This window comes from Candidatus Kryptobacter tengchongensis, from assembly GCF_001458555.1.
GTDB classification, from domain to species: Bacteria; Bacteroidota; Ignavibacteria; order Kryptoniales; family Kryptoniaceae; genus Kryptonium; species Kryptonium tengchongense.
The window spans coordinates 1-19,933 of record NZ_CZVH01000027.1 but is presented as its reverse complement, the minus strand read 5'-3'; the positions used below and the strand labels follow the sequence as shown (position 1 = coordinate 19,933).

General features: G+C 37.0%; 16 protein-coding genes. 7 read left to right on the top strand and 9 right to left on the bottom strand.

Features of this window, described 5'->3' with window-relative positions; genetic code table 11:
- The 5 genes from AT685_RS02490 to dacB form a co-directional block, all read left to right on the top strand.
- A partial coding sequence (locus AT685_RS02490; protein ID WP_420021839.1) for a tryptophan--tRNA ligase occupies positions 1-565 on the top strand: 565 nt, incomplete at its 5' end.
- Between the two features lie 21 nt (positions 566-586).
- Positions 587-1,339, top strand: a complete 753-nt coding sequence (locus AT685_RS02485; RefSeq protein WP_072151408.1) for a segregation and condensation protein A — start codon at positions 587-589, stop codon at positions 1,337-1,339.
- Between the two features lie 18 nt (positions 1,340-1,357).
- A complete protein-coding gene (gene scpB, locus AT685_RS02480; RefSeq protein ID WP_072151407.1) occupies positions 1,358-1,993 on the top strand; it encodes an SMC-Scp complex subunit ScpB in 636 nt (211 codons plus the stop codon).
- A complete protein-coding gene (locus AT685_RS02475; protein WP_234696218.1) occupies positions 1,965-2,723 on the top strand; it encodes a pseudouridine synthase in 759 nt (252 codons plus the stop codon). Before scpB ends, AT685_RS02475 begins: the two co-directional genes overlap by 29 nt.
- Before the next feature lie 35 nt (positions 2,724-2,758).
- Positions 2,759-4,282 (top strand): D-alanyl-D-alanine carboxypeptidase/D-alanyl-D-alanine endopeptidase, encoded by a 1,524-nt coding sequence (dacB, locus tag AT685_RS02470; protein WP_159420459.1) that lies wholly within the window; start codon positions 2,759-2,761, stop codon positions 4,280-4,282.
- Positions 4,283-4,318: 36 nt separating this feature from the next.
- Here dacB and AT685_RS02465 read toward each other — a convergent pair whose 3' ends face one another.
- The 3 genes from AT685_RS02465 to AT685_RS02455 form a co-directional block, all read right to left on the bottom strand.
- On the bottom strand, positions 4,319-5,470 hold the full coding sequence (locus AT685_RS02465) for a citrate synthase (RefSeq protein ID WP_072151406.1): 1,152 nt from the start codon (positions 5,468-5,470) through the stop codon (positions 4,319-4,321).
- A 211-nt stretch (positions 5,471-5,681) separates the two neighbouring features.
- Positions 5,682-8,981, bottom strand: a complete 3,300-nt coding sequence (locus AT685_RS02460; RefSeq protein ID WP_159420458.1) for a PAS domain S-box protein — start codon at positions 8,979-8,981, stop codon at positions 5,682-5,684.
- A 152-nt stretch (positions 8,982-9,133) separates the two neighbouring features.
- A complete protein-coding gene (locus tag AT685_RS02455) occupies positions 9,134-10,399 on the bottom strand; it encodes an amidohydrolase family protein (protein ID WP_072151404.1) in 1,266 nt (421 codons plus the stop codon).
- A gap of 80 nt (positions 10,400-10,479) precedes the next feature.
- On the opposite strand from AT685_RS02455, the gene AT685_RS02450 reads away from it, so the two are divergent.
- Positions 10,480-10,974, top strand: a complete 495-nt coding sequence (locus AT685_RS02450) for a Spy/CpxP family protein refolding chaperone (RefSeq protein ID WP_072151403.1) — start codon at positions 10,480-10,482, stop codon at positions 10,972-10,974.
- An 874-nt stretch (positions 10,975-11,848) separates the two neighbouring features.
- Here AT685_RS02450 and dprA read toward each other — a convergent pair.
- From dprA to glmM, 4 genes are read right to left on the bottom strand one after another with little or no spacing between them, the layout of a single operon-like run.
- Complete coding sequence (gene dprA / locus AT685_RS02445; protein ID WP_072151402.1) at positions 11,849-12,955, bottom strand: DNA-processing protein DprA; 1,107 nt, start codon at positions 12,953-12,955, stop codon at positions 11,849-11,851.
- Positions 12,952-13,233 (bottom strand): EutN/CcmL family microcompartment protein, encoded by a 282-nt coding sequence (locus AT685_RS02440; protein ID WP_072150665.1) that lies wholly within the window; start codon positions 13,231-13,233, stop codon positions 12,952-12,954. Before AT685_RS02440 ends, dprA begins: the two co-directional genes overlap by 4 nt.
- On the bottom strand, positions 13,230-14,528 hold the full coding sequence (locus AT685_RS02435) for an alpha amylase family protein (protein ID WP_072151401.1): 1,299 nt from the start codon (positions 14,526-14,528) through the stop codon (positions 13,230-13,232). Before AT685_RS02435 ends, AT685_RS02440 begins: the two co-directional genes overlap by 4 nt.
- Entirely contained in the window at positions 14,525-15,874 is a 1,350-nt protein-coding gene (gene glmM, locus AT685_RS02430) for a phosphoglucosamine mutase (protein WP_234696217.1), read from the bottom strand. Before glmM ends, AT685_RS02435 begins: the two co-directional genes overlap by 4 nt.
- A gap of 159 nt (positions 15,875-16,033) precedes the next feature.
- On the opposite strand from glmM, the gene AT685_RS02425 reads away from it, so the two are divergent.
- Positions 16,034-18,124 carry a hybrid sensor histidine kinase/response regulator gene (locus AT685_RS02425; RefSeq protein ID WP_072151399.1) on the top strand — a complete coding sequence of 697 codons (2,091 nt, stop codon included), beginning with the start codon at positions 16,034-16,036 and terminating at the stop codon, positions 18,122-18,124.
- On the opposite strand, the gene AT685_RS02420 is transcribed toward AT685_RS02425, so the two are convergent.
- Positions 18,106-18,999 (bottom strand): hypothetical protein, encoded by an 894-nt coding sequence (locus tag AT685_RS02420; protein WP_072149908.1) that lies wholly within the window; start codon positions 18,997-18,999, stop codon positions 18,106-18,108. The two genes, AT685_RS02425 and AT685_RS02420, sit on opposite strands and share 19 nt — an antisense overlap.
- Before the next feature lie 28 nt (positions 19,000-19,027).
- Positions 19,028-19,933 (bottom strand): DUF2194 domain-containing protein (locus AT685_RS02415; RefSeq protein WP_234696216.1); only part of this gene is annotated, 906 nt, incomplete at its 5' end.

The following is a 19,933-nucleotide window of genomic DNA, read 5'->3' as shown; positions in this document are numbered from 1 at the left end:
ACTTTATAAAGGTGAGCTTGTTCCCGTTGGAGAAGACCAATTGCCACATCTTGAAATAACCCGAGATATCGCCAAAAGATTTAATCAAGTTTATGCTCCCGTTTTCCCCGAACCAGAACCACTTTTAACTGAATTCGCAAGACTGCCTGGACTTGATGGAAAAAGAATGAGTAAATCACTTGGAAATACAATTCTAATCTCCGATCCACCAGATGAGATAAAGAAAAAAATGAAAAAAGCCTTCACAGACCCGCAAAAAATTTACAAAGGTGACCCTGGAAGACCCGATATTTGCCTTGTTTTCACATACCATAAAAAGTTTAATCCCGATGAAGTCCAAGAGATAAGAAAAGGTTGCGAGTCTGGTCAACTTGGCTGTGTTGAATGTAAATCAAAATGTGCTGAGAAAATAATTGAATTTTTAAAACCGATACATGAAAAAAGAGCCCATTTTGAATCAAACCTCAAAGAAGTTAAGCAAATTTTGCTCTCTGGCGAAGAAAGAGCTCGGGAAGTCGCACGTAAAACAATGCAAGATGTCCACGAAGCAATGAAACTTGGCTGAAAACTAACTTATTTTATAAGAATGAAATATAAAATCAAACTCCCATATTTTGAAGGTCCCCTTGATCTCCTTCTTTTCTTCGTCAAAAGGGATGAGCTTAACATATATGATATCCCAATTTCAAAAATTACCAAAGATTTCCTTGAATACATCCACCTTATGCAAATGCTTGACCTTGAGATAGCAAGCGAGTTTATCGTTATGGCGTCAACACTTATGCAGATAAAAGCAAAGATGCTTTTGCCAAAACCAGAAACAGAAGATGAAGAAGAGGAAGACCCGAGAACTGAACTTGTAAAACGACTCCTTGAATATAAAAAATTTAAGGAGCTTGCCAACGAGTTTTCAAAAATGGAAGACGAGGCTGGAAAAATCTACTACCGTCAGTACTTTAAACATGATGTAAAAGATTATCATGACGATGAAGAACTTTATGATTTCCTAAAAGATGTCTCACTGTTTGACTTGCTAATGGCATTTAAAAGTGTATTTGAAAAGGCAAAAGAAAAAGAATTTCATGAAGTTGAGAGCCAGATTTACAAAGTTGAAGATGAAATAGAAAACATACTTAACAGGCTAAAATTCCACGATAGATTTTCGTTCAATGAAATCCTCACAGACCACGCTGAAAAAATAAAAATCATTGTCGCTTTCCTTGCAATCCTTGAACTTGCAAAATTGAGAAAAATAAAATTATCACAGCAAGATACATTCGGAGAGATTATCATAGAAAGGGCTTTTGACCCTCAAGAAAGATACGCTGACGCAATCTAAAACAAATCTCACATATAGATGGGAAATATAAAATCAATCATTGAAGCGATAATTTTCGCCTCCGATACCCCATTGAGTTTGAAACAGATTAAAGATATTGTAAACGAGCCAAATAAGAAACTCTCATCAAATGGCGAAACGAGCAAAATAACGGAGGAAGAAATTAAAAATTTTATTGACGAATTAAATCAAGAATATGCCGAAAGAGGCTCTGCCTTTAGAATTATAGAAATAGCAGAAGGATATCAATTTGCAACCCTTCCTGAATTTGCGAAATGGATTGGGAAACTTTTTAAAGAAAAAAGCAAGAAAAAACTTTCACAGCCAGCGCTTGAAACCCTTGCTATAATCGCATACAAACAACCAATAAGCAAACCTGAAATTGAGGCAATCCGTGGAGTAAATGTTGACCACATAATTAAAACACTACTTGAAAAAAGATTGATAACAATCGTCGGAAGAGCTGAAACCATCGGGAGACCACTTCTATATGGGACAACAAAAGAATTCTTAAAATACTTTGGCTTGAAAGATTTATCGGAATTACCAAAGCCATCGGAAATTGAAGAAATTATGAAAGAAGAGGAAAGCGAAAAACTAAATCTACAAGACGAGGTGAACAAGAATGAAAGAGAAAAAAATGAAGAAAATTGAAAAAGCCGACGAGCTTATTCGCCTTAACAAATACCTTGCGATGTGCGGGATCGCATCAAGAAGAAAAGCCGATGAACTAATCCAGCAAGGAAGAGTTGCGGTAAATGGTGAGGTCATAACACAACTCGGCATAAAAATAGACCCCCGAAAAGATAAAGTCACAGTTGATGGAAAACCTGTAAAACCTGAAGAAAAACTTGTTTATATCGTTTTAAACAAACCAAAGGATTGCATAACAACAGTAAAAGACGAAAAAGGAAGACGAACAGTCCTTGATCTTGTAAAAGTTAAACAAAGAATTTTCCCGGTTGGGCGACTTGATAGAAACACAACAGGTGTCCTTCTTCTCACAAATGATGGGGAACTCGCCTATCGCCTTATGCACCCGAAATATAAAATTGAAAAAGCGTATAAAGTTGAGATAGATAAACCAATAAAACCGGAAGACATTGAAAAATTAAAGCGAGGTATAATGCTTGATGGCAGAAAAACAGAAGCATGCGATATTTACATCCTTCCAGATAGCGATAGAAAAGAGCTTGGCATAACAATTCATGAGGGAAGATATAGACAAATAAGAAGAATGTTTGAACGCCTCGGATACAAAGTTAGAAAATTGCACAGGGTAAGCTTCGGCGGTATAACTGTTAGCGGGATGAAAAGAGGGGAATGGAGATATCTCACAGAAAAGGAAATAAGAAAGTTGAAAAAACTCGTTGGACTTGAATGACAGAGTGAATCAAAAACAAAATGTTTCAAATCTCTATGAACAAAAGGCTAATCCTTTTACCTTTATTTATTTATTTTTACTCGTATGCATCTGCACAGAAAATTACCGAAGCAAAACCAGAAGTTGAAAGAGAAATAGTTTATTATGAAGATACCCAATTAAACCAGTTAAAATATGAACTTGATGAAATTTTCAAAGACCCGAGCTTTTCAAATGCATATTGGGGCGTCATAATTCAATCACTTGAAACGGGCGAATATCTCTATAGATTAAATGAACACAAAAGCTTCATCCCAGCCTCAAATATGAAACTATTTACAACTGCGGTCGCACTAATTAAACTTGGACCTGACTTCAGATACAAAACCTATATTTACACCGATGGAAAAATTAAAGATGAAATTTTATATGGCAACATTTTCATTCGTGGAAGCGGAGACCCAACTATCTCAGGTAGATTCACCAACGGAGATGTGATAAAAACTTTCAAAGATTGGGCTGATAGCTTGCTAAAATTGGGAATTAAAGAAATCAATGGTGATATAGTCGGGGATGATAATTATTTTGATGATCAATATATGGGGACAGGATGGGCATGGGATGATGAAACATACTGGTACTCTGCACACATTAGCGCCTTGTCTTTCAACGATAACTGCGTTGATTTTGAAATTTTTCCCGGGAAAAAAATCGGCGACCCCGCAATTATCAAAATCAACCCGAACACAAAATATGTTCAAATAAAAAATCAAGTTATAACTGTTCATCCCGATAGCTCAACCAAAATTGATTTCTTCAGAGCACCGGGAACTAACATAATCAATGTATTTGGAAAAATAAGCCTGAAATCAAAACCACAGAAAGAATCAATAAGTATTCATAACCCAACGCTTTACACTGCAACTGTTTTTAAAGAGGTTCTGGAATCAAAAGGAATAAAAATAACCGGCTCCGCTGTTGATATTGATGACACATTTTTGAACCCAGATTATGAAAACATGACGATTCTTGCCTCCTACGAGTCCCCACCCTTAAGTGAAATCATAAAAGTTATAAACAAGCGAAGTCAAAATTTTTATGCCGAACAACTCTTTAGAACACTTGGTAAAATTTTCGGTGGTGAAGGCTCAACTCAAAAATCGGTTGAAGTTATAAAAACCACACTTTCCCAATTTGGAATCCCCCCTGAAGCAATTTCAATTTATGACGGCTCCGGTTTATCAAGACTGAACCTTGTCACACCGTTCCAAATTTTAACACTTTTAAACTACATGTATAAGCACGAATACTTCTCATATTTTTACGAATCCTTGCCAATAGCTGGAGTTGATGGGACACTTGAGACAAGAATGAGAAAGACAAAAGCCCAGGGGAATGTGCGAGCGAAAACTGGTTATGTCCAGTACGCAAGGGCTCTTTCCGGATATATAAAGACAAAAGATAATGAGATGCTTTCATTTGTAATGATTACAAATAACTATCTCATCCCTACATCTGCCGCAAATATGATCCAAGATATCGTATGTCAAAGGCTGGCGGAATTTTCAAGAAGAAAATAAAAAGGGCGGGATGAAAATCCCGCCCTTTACTATCCATTAGCGTTGATCAATCGGAACATAAGTCTGATCCATAGGTCCGACATACTCAGCCCTTGGTCTATAAATCCTGTTGTCGGCAAGCTGTTCAAGAATATGCGCTGTCCACCCAGTTATACGGCTAACAGCAAAAATTGGAGTGTAAAGATCAAGCGGAATTCCCATGTAGTAATACACAGAAGCAGAATAGAAATCAACATTTGGCCACACGCCTTTCTCACCAAATTCCTTAACCCAGAGTTCTTCAATCCTCGCGGACATCTCATACCACTTCGTATTGCCAAGCTTCTCGCCAAGCATCTTTGAATATTTCTTAAGTATCAAAGCTCTCGGATCCATTGATTTATATACCCTATGACCAAACCCTTCAAGTTTCCTTTTCTCCTCAATCGCTCTCTTAACAAAATCATCAACCTTTGAAAGATCACCAATTTCAAGTAAATACTTCATAACTTCCCTATTAGCCCCGCCATGCAAAGGTCCCTTCAATGTCCCAATCGCTGATGTAACCGCTGAATACATATCCGTCAATGTAGAAATTGTAACTCTGGCTGAAAATGTTGATGCATTCATTTCATGCTCTGCATGCAGAATCAAAGCAACATCCATAATTTTTGCATAGAGTTCATCCGGCTTTTCACCCTTTAGCATGTAAAGGAAGTTAGTTGCAATGTTAAATTCTTTATTTGGTTTCACAGGTTCTTTACCGTTCCTTATCTGCTCCCACGCTGCAACTATTGTTGGGAACTTCGCAGTGAGACGAAGTGCCTTCCTTCTGTTAGCCTCAAGCGAATTGTCATTTCTCTCGGGGTCAAATAAACCAAGAAACGATACAGAAGTCCTTAACACATCCATCGGGTCTGAATCCTTCGGCATAAGCTTCATAACAGTAATGAGCTGATCGGGAATATCATATTCAGCACGAATCGCCTTCACAAATTCATCATATTCACTTTTCTTTGGAAGGCGATAATTCCACAAAAGAAATGCAACCTCCTCAAAATTAGAATGTTCGGCAAGATCTGCAATATCGTAACCAAGATATAAAAGTTTACTCCTTTTACCATCAATGAAGCAAAGTTGAGTCTGGTTCGCTATGACATTTTCCAGACCCTTTACATAGGTTGGTTGTGTTGTTGGCGCCTGTGACATGGCTAATTCCTCCTTTTTAATTTGTTTAATATGTGCTTTACCCGAAATAATTGCCCCCTTGTAAAGAACAACACTTTATTTCCTGTGCCACAACGCATGTTTACCACGAAAGTTTTCTTAACACGATTTTCTATATTAATGTAAAAACAAAATCACTGAAATTCAAATTAAACTTCCCCACACCAAAATTTGAACAAATAGCGAGACAAACTCAAATACCCAAAATCCCCTTCACAATTTCCTCAACTTGAGCGAGGTTATATGGCTTCTTTATAAATTTCACTCCGAATGGCAGAGATTCTTTAACTTTATCACTTATATCAACAAAACCAGTGACAAGAACGAATTTAACATCCCCCGAAATTGAACTTATCCTTCTTATAACCTCATCCCCCATTATCTTTGGCAAACCATAATCAACAAAAACAATTTTAACATCTGGGTTTTCAACGAATTTCTGAATCCCGCTTTCGCCATCCTCCGCCTCAATCACGCTAAATCCAAGTATCTCAAGATAATCTCTCATGATTACTCTCAAACTTTCCTCATCTTCAATTACAAGCACTTTATAACCCTGTCCAATTTTTTGCATTTTCTCCTCTCCCCGATTTATTCTTAATTCCTTTTCCTCTTCAAAATGAACCGGAAGATAAACGAAAAAAGTTGTCCCTTTCCTGACCGTGCTTTCAAAATCAACAAAACCGCCATGAATTGTAACTATATTTTTTACAATCGCAAGCCCAAGACCCGTTCCCTTGCCAGGCTCTTTCGTCGTGAAAAACGGCTCAAAAATTTTATCCTTTAACTCATCACTTATCCCAACGCCAGTATCCGAAACAGCAATTAAAACATAAACATCAGAAACAGCCCTCCCAAATTTTTTCTCAACAAAGTTTTTATCAACTGAAGAAACCGAAATCGTTAACTTACCACCAGTTGGCATTGCATCACTCGCATTTAAAGCCAAATTCAAAATTACCTGCTGTAAATCACCATAAGACCCCAGAATAATAAAGTCTTTTTCAATATTTACACCTATCTCTACATTTTTTGGGAGAGTATGCTCAAGAATCTTCACACAATCAAAAACAAGATTTTGGATTGATATCGGCTTGTATTCCTCAACTTTTTTCCTTGAGAACTGCAAAAGCCTTTTTGCAACCTCTCCACCTCTTTGAACTGCGGAAAGTGCAGAATCAAGATAACTCAAGATATTTTTATCAACTGTCTTAATCTTAATAATTTCAAGCATCCCGCTTATAATCCCAAGAACATTGTTAAAATCATGCGCAATTCCACTTGCAAGCTGACCAAGAACCTCAAATTTTTGAAGCTCAAGCATTCGTTCCTCGTTCCTCTTCATCTCAGTTATATCTCTTGCTATACTTATGCGACCTATATACCTCCCATTTCGCTCAAAAACTGGGATACCAATTCTACTTATTATCATTCCATTTTTCAACCTTAACTCACTATACTTTACAGCTTCCCTATCGCTAACCCAACTTTTTATTCTTTCTATCTCCGATTCATCTTGAACCAAATCTTTAAATTTTTCAAGAAACTCTTCAAATGTTTTCCCAACTAACTCATCAGGTGAACTAAAACCAGTAATTCTACAGAATTCCTCGTTGACAAACTCAATTATGCCTCGCTCATTTTGAAATAAAATTCCATCCGAGATGTTCTTTAAAATCGTCTCCAATCTCAATTTTAGCTTCTGTTCCTCGGAATATCTCTCCATCAATTCCCTCTGGAGTCGCTTTCTTTCACTTACATCCTCAATCACAACTTGAACTGCTGGTTTCCCCTCCCACATAATTCTTGAGCCTCTAACCTCAACATCTATTACGCTTCCATCAAGGCGAACAAACTTTTCTTCAATTGGCGGGGCTTCCTTACCTTGCTCTAATATCCCCCTTATACGAGCAATCACGGTTTCCCTATGATCTGGATGAACAAAATCAAGTACAGGTTTTCCAATTATATCGCTTTCATCCTTTCCTCCACCAATTTCAACTGCTTTTTTATTGCACTTGACAATTTTACCATCTTGATGGATTACAACTCCAACTGGCAGGTTCTCAAACAAACTTTGGTAAAGTTCCTTTTGTCTTAAAATCTCGCTCATATCTCTATAAATCCCCAAAACATACATTTTTTCACCTATCCTTACATAACTTACACTTGTCTCAACCTCAATTCTTCTCCCATCCTTTGAAAGCGCTGTAAATGTGTATCTTTGTGGAACTGGAACGCCACGGGTGATCTTTTGCCTTCTATCCTCAATTAAAGCCCTTGATTCAGGGGCAACGAGGGTCGTAAAATCAGTGTTTTTCAATTCTTCAGTTGTATAGCCGAACATTTCTTGAAACTTTTTATTAACCTCAACAAATCTACCTTTTTCAAGGTCAAGTATATAAACGCCATCGTTTGAATTTTGGAAAAGCAAAGTGTAAAGTCGCTGTATCCTTTCCCTCTCCTCCCTTTGTCTTTCTCTCTCTTCCGCACGAATCATCTCCCTCATATTTCTCAAAAAGAAAAATACATAAACTAAAAGCACTGCTACAATCAACGCAGAAATAAAATAAATAACCTTAAGATTTGCCCTCGCAATCTTTTGAACCCTTTCATAAGGTGAGCTTACAACAAAAATCAAATCATTCCCATAAATCTTGAAATGTGAAAACCCAGCGAATTTCTTAGGATAATCTTTTAGTTTATATCTTACAATTCCCGACCCTTTTACAAGCATTGTATCAATGTAACTGAAAACGCCAACATCCCTACCCTGCGGGATATGACATTTAAGACAACTTCTGTCTTCTAATTCAGACATCCTTAGAACCATCTCTGGATGTGCAGAGTGAAAAACAAGAATTTTATCCCCAGTTATAATCCATGTATCGTAAAGTTTAACCTCTGGCTCGGTCAGTTTTAAGAATGAGCTTATCAATGAGTCAATCTCAATTGTATATGCGACTGCCCCACGAAATTTTCCCTTATCGTAAATTGGAAAGAGGATCAAAGAGAGTGGCTTTTTAAACAGATTCTTTCCAGATGTATCAAAGACAACAACTGGGACATAAACCAAACTGTCACCTTGGATCTTCGTTAACTCTTTCCAGAATTCATAACTCTCATATTTTTCCCCGATTGCTTGTTTCATCGTTGAATAAACAACCTCACCTCGCTCGTCAAGAACAGATATAGCGTTGACAAAGTACATCTTTACATATTCAAAATATGAATTAACATCATCTTCCATTTTCCCTGGCAATCTTTTCCTAATGGACTCAAAAGAAGATAAAACTTTTAAACCGTTTTCCCTCGCCTGGATATATTCTTTAAGTGCGCCAGAAACTTGCCGAGCAATTTGGACTTGCGATTTCCCCAGAATTGAAACTATTTCCCCCTCAACTCTGCTGTTAAAATAAAACGCAACACCAGCTATAACAATTAAAAGAAAAACAACAGCAATGGATAAAATTATGTTGAATTGTTTTTGCATTTTTTCTCTCTCTCTCTCTCTCTGCATAATTTCAGGAGGATTTTTTAAAAAATTAAAAAAAATATAAAATTCTGTCAAGTTAAACTTATAAAAGCCAATGCCCTTGCAAATTTATCTTTGAACGACATCTTGTTCCACTGCTTTCATCTTTACTATCCTAATCTACCACATACGCTTGACTCAAAGATGAAGTCATAGATTTCATTTTTCTTTAAATCATTCGGGATGATAAAATAGATCAGGTCAGCGTCTTTTCCTCTCTCAATGCTACCGCAAATATCATCAAAACCAAGCGCTTTAGCCCCGTTTAAAGTTGCAATTTTTATCAATTCCTCATTACTTACATCTTTGTAAAATTCCCTTGCAAATTTTAACTCATTTAATATGTTCAAATCCCGATTACTTGCAATGCTATCAGTTCCAAGGCAAACATTTATGTTGTTGTCAAGAAACTTTCTCACAGGTGCTTTTCCAACTTTTAAAAAGAAATTACTTCTGGGGCAAGTGCATATGCTTACATTTCTTTTGCTCAAAATTTCAATATCTTCGTCATCAACATTCACACAGTGAACAGCAAGTATATTTTTGTCAAGAAACCCAATCTGGTCAAGATATTTAACTGGGGACACCCCTGGTGGTTTCCACGAATAATCAAATCCATCTCTTTCAATCAAAAAGGAGCGGAAGAAACCAGAACCATTTTTTATAAATTCAACCTCATCAATTACTTCAGCCAGGTGAACGCTTGTTTTTGAATCCCCGTTGAAATTTTTTATTAATTTGAATAAGGTTTCAGAAACTGAATATGGAGCATGTGGAGACAGGGAAATTTTGAATTCCCTCTGTAAATTGTGCTTTTTTACAACCTCATTAACATTGTGAACAAGATCTTTCAAAACATTGAAAAATTCCACACCTCTTTCCTCAATAAACGAGATCAACTCAATAAAAATTTGAATTTTCATTGGGACTCTCAAAAGCATTGTTATCAATTTCCCCGTATTTGAGACATCACCGATTGCTATTGTCCCCGAGTTTATCATTTCCTCAATTCTCCTTTTCACAGTTCTTTTCCATTTTCTCTCTGCGAAAGTTTTAATAAATTTTATCTTACCTGCAACACCTCTGCCATTAAATAATCTTTTCCTTTGCTTGATGATTTGATAAAGCCAATCTTTGAAATCACTAACTTCTTTAATTTTTACCCCTGACAATTCAAGATGGGTATGAGCATTCACAAAACCAGGCATGATCAGTGCATTTTTTAGATTAATTTTTCTTTCAACATCTTTAAATTTTGAGTCAATTTCCTCCCGAGCCCCGAAATCAATTATTCTATTTCCATCAATTACGATAGCCCCATCTTCAACCATTTCTGAAGTTATTGGCAAAATATATTTCGCATAAAAAATTTTCATGATAGAAATTAAACCTTTGTGCTTTCAATCACATCTAATTTAGTGAAGACAGAAAAACAAAACAAAAAAGATAAAAAGCCATGAAGACAAAAATAATATCCACAGCGATTGCGTTGTTTCTAATTACCTCGTTATCATTCTCACAAATGCTTGGTCCAAGATTTGGATTCCCCCCAGATGATAACATTTGGCAAAGGGGAATAACAAAACTTTATGATGAGCTAAAATTGACAGATGAGCAAAAATCAAAGATTCAAAACTTGTTCTTTGAATTTAGAAAAAATCAAGCTGACATAATCGGAAAATTGAACAAGGCAAGGATTGAACTTCAGGAATTGCTTTATGCTGAAAAGCCCGACAAATCAGCGATTGACAAAAAAGCTGATGAGATTTCTGCTTATATGAAGGAACTGACAAAAAACAGAGTAAATCACTGGATGAACATCCAGCAAGTGCTGACGCCAGAACAAAGAAAAATTTTAAAAGATAAACTTGGCTACCCAGGACTTGGATTGGGATTCCGTGGCTGGGCTAAACCTGGAAGAGGATTAAAATTAAGATTGCACTGCTGGTGAGATAATTTCACAGGAAGGGAAAGCTCAAAAATTGTAATCTCTCAAAGAAGTTGTCCGAATAAATGTCATTGCGAGAAGCAGAGTGGCGAAGCAATCTCAAAAAATCATTTTCAACTCACCCCCTTTAATTCCCCCTCTCTAAAATTTAGAGAGGGGGTCAGGGGGTGAGTCAATTTCCCCTTCTCTATTTATAGAGAATGAGTCGGGGGATGAGTCAATTTCTTCACTTCCCTTTCTATAAAGAGAGTTATAAGTGTGAGAAGCAATTTCAAAGAGTCATTTTCAACTCACCCCCTTCAATTCCCCCTCTCTATTTATAGAGAGGGGGTTAGGGGGTGAGTCAATCATTTCACTTCTCTATTTATAGAGAGGGGTCAAAGGGTGAGTCAATCATTTTACTTCTATTCATAGAGAATGAGTTAAGAGGCGAGTCAACCTATTAACAAGCTTATCATCATTTCAACGGACACGTTAGTGCAAGAGGTAAATCTCAAATTCAACTCACCCCCTTTATAATTCCCCCTCTCTAAATTTTAGAGAGGGGGTCAGGGGGTGAGTCAATTTATTAACTCACCTCTTTAATTCTTCTCTATGAAGTTGTAGAGAGAGGACAAGGGGTGAATTATTGCGAGTGGCGAAGCGACGAAGTCGCAAAGTAATCACGTCGGGATTAACTTACCCACTTTAATTCCCCCTCTTTATTTATAGAGAGGGTTAGGGGGTGAGTCTATTCTTCATCCTGTCACTGCGAGGCGATATAAATTCCCGAAGCAATCTTAAGTAAGAAACAAAGATGAGATCGCTTCGCTATTGCTCGCAATGATAAAGAAGAGAGTTATCGGACAACCCCAAACCCTGCTTTGGCAATGTTATTTTAAAACTTTTTAACAAATAACTTCCCAGGAAGTTGGTGAACAAGGTCTTTAAATTCAAGCGATAGCAAATGAACAAGTGCATCGGTTATGGATAATCCAGAAAGTTCTGCAATTTTATCAACATGCATCGGCTCAGATGTGGATAAAACCTCAAGAATTTTCGCTTCAAAAACATTTACCTCAACCTTTGGCTTTGATGGTTCCGATTTTAAAATCGGTTGAATAAATGAGCGAATCTCCTCAACGATATCATTAACATCCTCAACAAGTTTTGCTCTGTTATGCTTGATTAGAAAATTCGTCCCTTGACTTTTAACATTATCTACATTGCCCGGAATTGCAAAAACATCCCGATTTTGATCATTTGCGAACTCTGCTGTTATCATTGCGCCACCTGTTCTGCTCGTCTCAACAATCAAAACCCCGATTGACATCCCGCTTATTATTCTGTTCCTCTTGGGGAAATTCATTGCATCAGGTTTCGCCCCCATTGGAAATTCTGAAACTATCGCACCGTTAGATATAACACTGTCAACAATCTTTCTATTCTCAGGCGGATAAATATAATCAACACCGGAGCCAAGAACAGCGATGGTTCTCCCGCCCGACTTCAAAGCTGAAACATGGGCTATTGTGTCAATCCCTCTTGCGAAACCACTTACAATCGTTAAATTCATTTTTGAAAGCCCAATCGCAAATTTTTCGCACATTATCTTGCCATAATTCGTCGGGGTTCTCGTCCCAACAATTGCAATTGAATACCTGTCTTGCTCAACTAAATTCCCACGGATAAATAAAACAATCGGCGGATCATAAATTTTTCTCAAAAGATCTGGATATTCCGAATCCCATAGCGTTAAAATCCTTGCCTTCACCTTTTCAGCCTTTAAAAGCTGTTCATCCGCAAATTTTAAATTCTGATTCCGCATCTCAATGATTCTCTTGGCAAGTCCCTTGTCTATACCTTCAACCTTCACAAGCTCTGAAATTGACGCCTTAAATATCAACTCCGTCTCCTTGAAATAATTAACAAGGTTCTTTATCCTTCCTGGACCTACTCCAGGGATTGTGGTCAATTGTAAGATATGTCTTACATCAATGTTCATTCCCCATCATTGATTAATTCAATTCCATCAACAACTGCAACTACAAGGGTATGAACTGGGACATCTTCCCTGCCAAGAATTTGCCTTGCGGAAGTTCCCTCTTGAAGAGCTATAACGGTGTCCCCAATTCCCGCATCAACCATATCAAGCGCAAGCATATCCCTTCCGATAAAATTCCCTTTTAGATCAATCGGCTGAATTATCAAAATTTTATAAGGTTTCAAATTTTCATTTTTCTGCGTTGCAACAATTGTTCCAGTAACCTTTGCAAGTATCAATTCCCCTCGCCCTTAATTTTTTGTTGAAAAACCTCTTTTAAAATGTCCCACCATTGATTATTCTCAATATGAACAAGATCAAAAATCATAACTCCATCAGTTTTATCAAGAGCGACTTCAATCGCTTTTTTAAATCTTCCCGGCTCTCCCTTATACTGCTCAACATATAAACTTCCATAAACTGGCACAACCCCCATCGTTACCTTCTTGACAAGCTCTGCCGAACCCTCAACAGAATACCAGATCTGTTTAGTTGGCTTCATCCCAGGTTCTGTCAGTCTTGAAGCATCAATCTTATCTTTCGCCTCAACCTCATCTTTAGTAACCTCATAAAAGTAAAGCCCCGAACAAAGGAAATCAAGCAACTCGGCATACCCTGTATCATTATAATCATCCGTAGCCCATTCAAATTCTGGCTTAAATTTCTCGCTCGCCCAGTTAACTCCAAGCTCATAATAAGACAGATACCACGAACCGGCATAATCTCCAAATAAAATGTTTGACTTTGCCCTCTTAACAATTTCCCTTGCTCTTTTGAAAAAATCTTTTATAACAAAAGCTCTCCACTTCACCCACTCTTTGAAATATCTGCCCTTGATTATACTATCCCCTTCAATTCTGAAAATATCATCTGGAAATTTAATCTTTTTACCCAACCACATTTCAAATTTTTCTCTTGAAGAATCGCTAAAATCAGCATAAATCCCATCATACCTGACCCTGTCAAGAACTATCCCATCAACATCAAAATTTTTAACAACCTCCTGAATTATATTCAATTCATATTCCCGAACTTGCTCCAATGCTGGATTTACCATCGCCGAATATTTATGTTTTTGCTGTGTTATCGGTATAAAGCCATCTTTCGTATAAACAATCGTCGCCCATTCAGGATGCTTCCAATAAACAACCCCTCTATCATAGTAGTTATGCCCCTCACAGAATACATTCAAAGCAATGTGAATTTTCAACCCTCTCTTCCTTGCTTCATTTATCAGAGTATTTACAAAGTCAAATGTGTCAGGTCTTGTGTAATCATCCCATGTTCTCATCTTTGGGGCATATTTGCTATCATAAAGAACCTCGCCAGAGATCGGTTTAACATCAACAATTATGTCTGTTACGCCAACATCAACGCATTTATCAAGAACCCGAACTATTCCCTCATAACTTCCAAGCCTTTTAAAATTTGCAGTCGCATCAAACCACAACATCCTTGGTTTCCCATCGGCAAGATTAAATTCAAAGAGACCATTCAGAAAGAAACTTAATATGAGAATGATTTTCAACTTCATCTCAAGCCGATTTTTGCTATTAAATTTTGGACAAGTTCTTTAGCTTCTTCTCTATCCTTTGCCTCGGCTATCACCCTCAAAACTGGCTCCGTATTTGACTTGCGAAGATGAATCCATTTATCGCCGAAATCAACCCTTATTCCATCATCAGTGTTAATTTCTGCACCTTTATAAATTTCAATTACCTTTTCAAGAATTTCATCCGGTTTTATACCTTCAATGCCGACCTTCGTCTTGTAAATTTCAAACTTTGGCAATGTCTTTTTAAACTCAGAAATTTTCCCGCCAAACTCAACAAGATTTTGCAATATAAGAGCTATCCCAACAAGCGAATCCCTGCCGTAATGGACTTCCGGCAAGATAACGCCACCACTACCTTCGCCACCAATTATCGCACCGACTTCCTTCATCTTTTTAACAACATTTATCTCTCCAACGGGACTTCTATAAACTTTAGCATCGTAAATTTTAGCTACTTCATCAACTGCTTTAGTTGTTGATAGATTAACAACAACATTTTTATCGCTCAACATACTTCTTTTTTCAAGAACAATTTTAACAGCTTGGACGATCGTATATTCCTCACCGAATGGTTCTCCTTCCTCGGTTACAAGGACAAGACGATCTGCATCTGGATCAACAGCAATTCCAAAATCAGCTTTCGCTTGTTTGACAACTTCGCATAGCTCCGTCAGATTTTCTGGCAACGGTTCAGGCTCATGAGTGAATTTACCATTACCATCACAATTTAACCGTATGACCTCACATCCAAACTTTTCAAGTAACCTCGGGACAATCTCCGAACCAGCCCCATTAATGCAATCAACAACAACCTTAAATTTTCTTGCTTTTATACTTTCAAAATCAACAAAGTCAATTTTAAAAATTTTTTCAATATGCATATCAAGGAAAGACCTATCCTGAACATAGTTCCCTGTCAAATTCCACTTTGCAAAGTTAAAATTTCCGTTTTCAACCAGCTCAACAAATTTTTTATGTTGTTCAGGCGTTAAAAAAGTCCCATCACTTGAAATAAACTTCAATCCGTTCCATTCGGCTGGGTTATGGCTTGCGGTTATCATAATTCCGCCCGACGCATCAGAATGTTCAACTGCAAGTTGAAGCGTTGGAGTTGGACAGATCCCCACATCAATAACATCGCATCCCATCGCAAGAAGCGTCCCCGAAGCCAGTTGAGATATCAATAAACTATGTATCCTCGTATCACGACCAAGCATAATTTTCCCACGACCGCAAAACTCAGCAAAGGCTGAAACAAATTTTACGACTTCAAAAGGGTTCAATCCCTCACCAACCCTTCCCCTAACCCCCGAAATACTTACCATTAAACTACCCATTAACCGCAAACAGTTTGTTTTTCAATTTTTTAAAAATTTACACAAATAAACAAAAATTGACAAAAATTATGGGTCAAGATTGCAAAAACTTGATAACTCTACGATAATTTCGTAAATTGAAACTGAAAAATTAAATTTACATACGCTATGGGCAATGAAAAGTTAACTTCTTTCGGTCAATCAATACTTGAAGCCTTAAGCGATGTCGTGTTCGCAGTTGATTCAGATTACAATTTCATCTATATAACCCCATCTTGCTATCATATTACTGGTTATACCGTTGACGAGTTCCTCAGCGGTCAAGTCAAAGCAAGGAAACTTGTCCATCCATCTGATTACTGGCGCCTTCTCAGGGCAAATTATCAAGCGTTCAAGACCGGGGAACTGCCAAGGGTTTCAGAATTTAGAATAATTAAAAAAGACGGCACTATAAGATGGGTAAGCATCTACTGGACAACGGTAAGAGACGAAACGGGATCATTAAAATATATTCAAGGCGTTATGCACGATATAACAGATAAAAAATTAACAGAAGAAAAACTTCAAAAAAGCCTAACCGAATTTAAAATTCTTCATAGTTTCAGTTCCGAACTTTCATCGGCAATGACAATTGATGAAATTGCAAAAACAATATATGATCACATCACTCAATTAATCCCTGTTGATGGGTTTTTCATTGATATTTACGATGAGATGACCGAACAACTAAAAGGGCTTGCCCATGTTTATTCAATTCACGGAAGAAAAGTTATGATCTCATATCCAAATTATAGATTTAATGTCAGATCGCACCGAATTTGGGAAAGTTTGATCTACGAAAAAAAGATAACATATGTGAAGTATTCAGGTAAAGATATTCCCCCACCTTTCAATCTCTTCATTGAAGAGGCACAAGAGGAAGGATACCTGTTAAGTGCACCTATGCTCTCACGAGGTAAAATTTTCGGAATCATGACAGCCCAGATAAAATGGAAAGGCGAAATTGAAGAATATATACCCATCTTTGAACATATAGCGAATCAATCTGCTGTTGCAATTGAAAGAGTAAGATATTTCACAGAGCTTCAAGAATCGGAAAAATCCCTTCGCCAAGCGTATGAGGAATTGAAAAAAGCCCACCAACAGTTAATTCTTACTGAAAAAATGAGAACGCTTGGACAACTTGCGGGGGGAATTGCACATAACTTGAGCAATCTACTAAGCGCAATCCTCGGCAGAGCTCAACTTCTAAAAACAAAGATAACAGATGAAGCACTTTTAAGAGATCTTGAATTCATTGAAAAAGCAGGGCAAGATGCTGGGAAAATAATATCACGACTTCGTGAATTCTCAAAACCGAGAACCCATGTGACGCTCGTTCCACTTGATGTCGCAAATATAATTGAAGATGCACTTGAAATAACAAAATCAAAATGGAAAGATGAAGCAGAATTAAAGGGAATAAAATACGAAATCTCCAAAGATTTCCCAGAAGATAGATTAATGGCAATTACAAACAGCTCCGAATTAAGAGAAGCTCTTGTAAATATAATCATAAACGCAATTGAGGCAATGCCAGCTGGTGGGAAATTGGCTATTGGAATTTACAATGTTAACAGTGAAAAAGTTGCAATATATATCTCAGATACAGGTGTTGGTATGGATGCCGAAACCATGGCAAGAATTTTTGAACCCTTCTTCACAACAAAAGGAGAATACGGGACAGGTCTTGGTCTTTCAATAGCATATGAAATTATAAGAAGCCACAATGGAGAAATCTTCGTTGAAAGTGAGCTTGGAAAAGGTTCAAAATTTACAATAGTTCTGCCAGCAAGCAAACAAAAAGTTTCAGAGATCGTTCAAAAGAGCGAACTTAAAGAAAATGCTTTTAAATTGAGTGTTTTAATCGTTGATGACGACGAATCTGTGCTATACCTTTTAAAAGATGTTTTCTCAAACCTCGGCTATAGAATCTTTCCAGCTGAAAATGGTAAAAAAGCTCTTGAATACATTGATGCAGAAAAATTTGACCTCGTTATTACAGACCTCGCCCTGCCCGATGTAAACGGATGGGAAATTTCAAAAGCAACAAAACAAAAAAACGACAAAATCCCTGTAATCATATTAACTGGCTGGGGAATTGATGTCCCAGAAGAAGAAGCGAAAAGAAGAGGCGCCGACTATATAATCACAAAACCTTTTGACCTTGATGAACTTCTTCTGGTTGTTAACACAGCAGTTCAATCAATCAGCAAATAATTAACCGCGAGAATTCTGAAAAATAGATAGGAAGAAAGAATTATTGAATTTGTAAGATTTATGTTCATTATCGTCCTGTAATTTTGAAACTCCTTCTGAAGATGAAAATTTTTCTCAAATCTCTCAACCACAAGGAAACCAATAAGAAAGTAAATGATAATACCAATTAGTTCATAAAGCGTGAATTTTCCAGCAATGACGATTGTCGCTATAAGACCTGAAATTGGAAGGATTATTTTAACAAACCTGAAAACACCAACCAAACCAAGTTTCTCCACAAATAAGCCACCTGTTGGAATTGAATCTTCAGAGATTCTATAAACGAGAGAAAGAGTATAAAATCCTGCGACAAACCCTGCAGAAGAAACAGCCCCACCAAGATGAAATGGATTTAACAACCCTTTTAAATCAAATGCACAAACCCATCCAGCCAGAAACCCAAGCAAACCATAAGTTAAACCAAGAAATGAAATAGCATAAAATGGTCTTTTCTTTATGCCAGTTGATGGAAACGAAAAAAGGAAAAACAAAATTGCAAAAGCAAGAACAATTGAGAAATACGAAATGTTAACTTTTGAAGCCCAATAAATCCCAACAAGAAGCAAAATAATTGAAGCCACAAGCGTAAACACCGATGCTGGTTTTACACCTTTAAACCCATAAATCACACCCTTCCTTTCGTCAAAATACGAATAAATTCCATTACTTGCAGGATAAATCAAAAGATGCAAAATGATAATTCCATTGATAAAATTTCTACTTATATCCGCCTCTGTAAGCGCATATCCCCACAGAAAAACAGGTAAAAGTGCAATTGAGATGTTAAAACGAAGATGAAAAACTATGCTTTTAAAGCTGTAAAAAAACGCCTTCATTCCTTGTGTATTTTTGTTTTTGCTAATTTTAGTCCAACTTTAAAATAACTGATTCATCCGTTGTTTTAAGAACCACTGTATTCGTGAAAATGCCTTGAGATGAGCAAACGATTTCAGCGTTAATGACCTCAAGGTTTTTATACTTTGTATCAATTTGAACATTGAGAAAAACATTTTTCTGGTTCGTATTTATTTTGATTTCATTATCACCAAATTCACATTTGATCTTCAAATTGTCAAATCTTTTCATCTCCTCATATGCCTCTCTGCATGTCATGAACCTTATGAATGGGTAACTTTCAACAAAATCTTTTACCCAATTTTTAAATTTAAAATAAAGTCCTTCGTTGTTTCTCCCACGCCACGGGAGATAGAACCAATTTCTAACAAGCTCTGGGTTTTCAACCTCATCAGGGGTGTAAATTATATCATCGGGATGAACGAAGTGGGTCCAAACGCCAAGCATTGCCATTTCACTTAGAATTAACATTTTCATATAATCATCAATTAAAAATCCAGCTGAAACCCTTGGGATACAGTAAAGTTTTTCATTCCACGGTTCGGGACCAAATTCCCTATACTGTCCAACATCAAAAAAACCAGAATATAACCCCGCTATAACCTTTATTGACGGAAAAGTCTGAACTATCGCTTGAACCCCTATTGAATCAATCCAGTTAGTCGGAGGTATATATGTTGTCGGCAAATCCCCGAGCCCTTCCTCTATCCACTTTCTTTGCACAAACTTTAACGCTTTCTTCATATTTTCAATCTCTCCCCATTCATCAATTAAAAGCGAATAATGATTATACCCGTGAAGCGCAAGTTCATTTTTCAGCTTAAATTGTTTTGCTATTGATTTTGAAACTTCAACTTCTTTTCCAAGAACTCTTACCTTTCCTTCCCTCCATTCAGCCAAATGGAACGGCGGCTT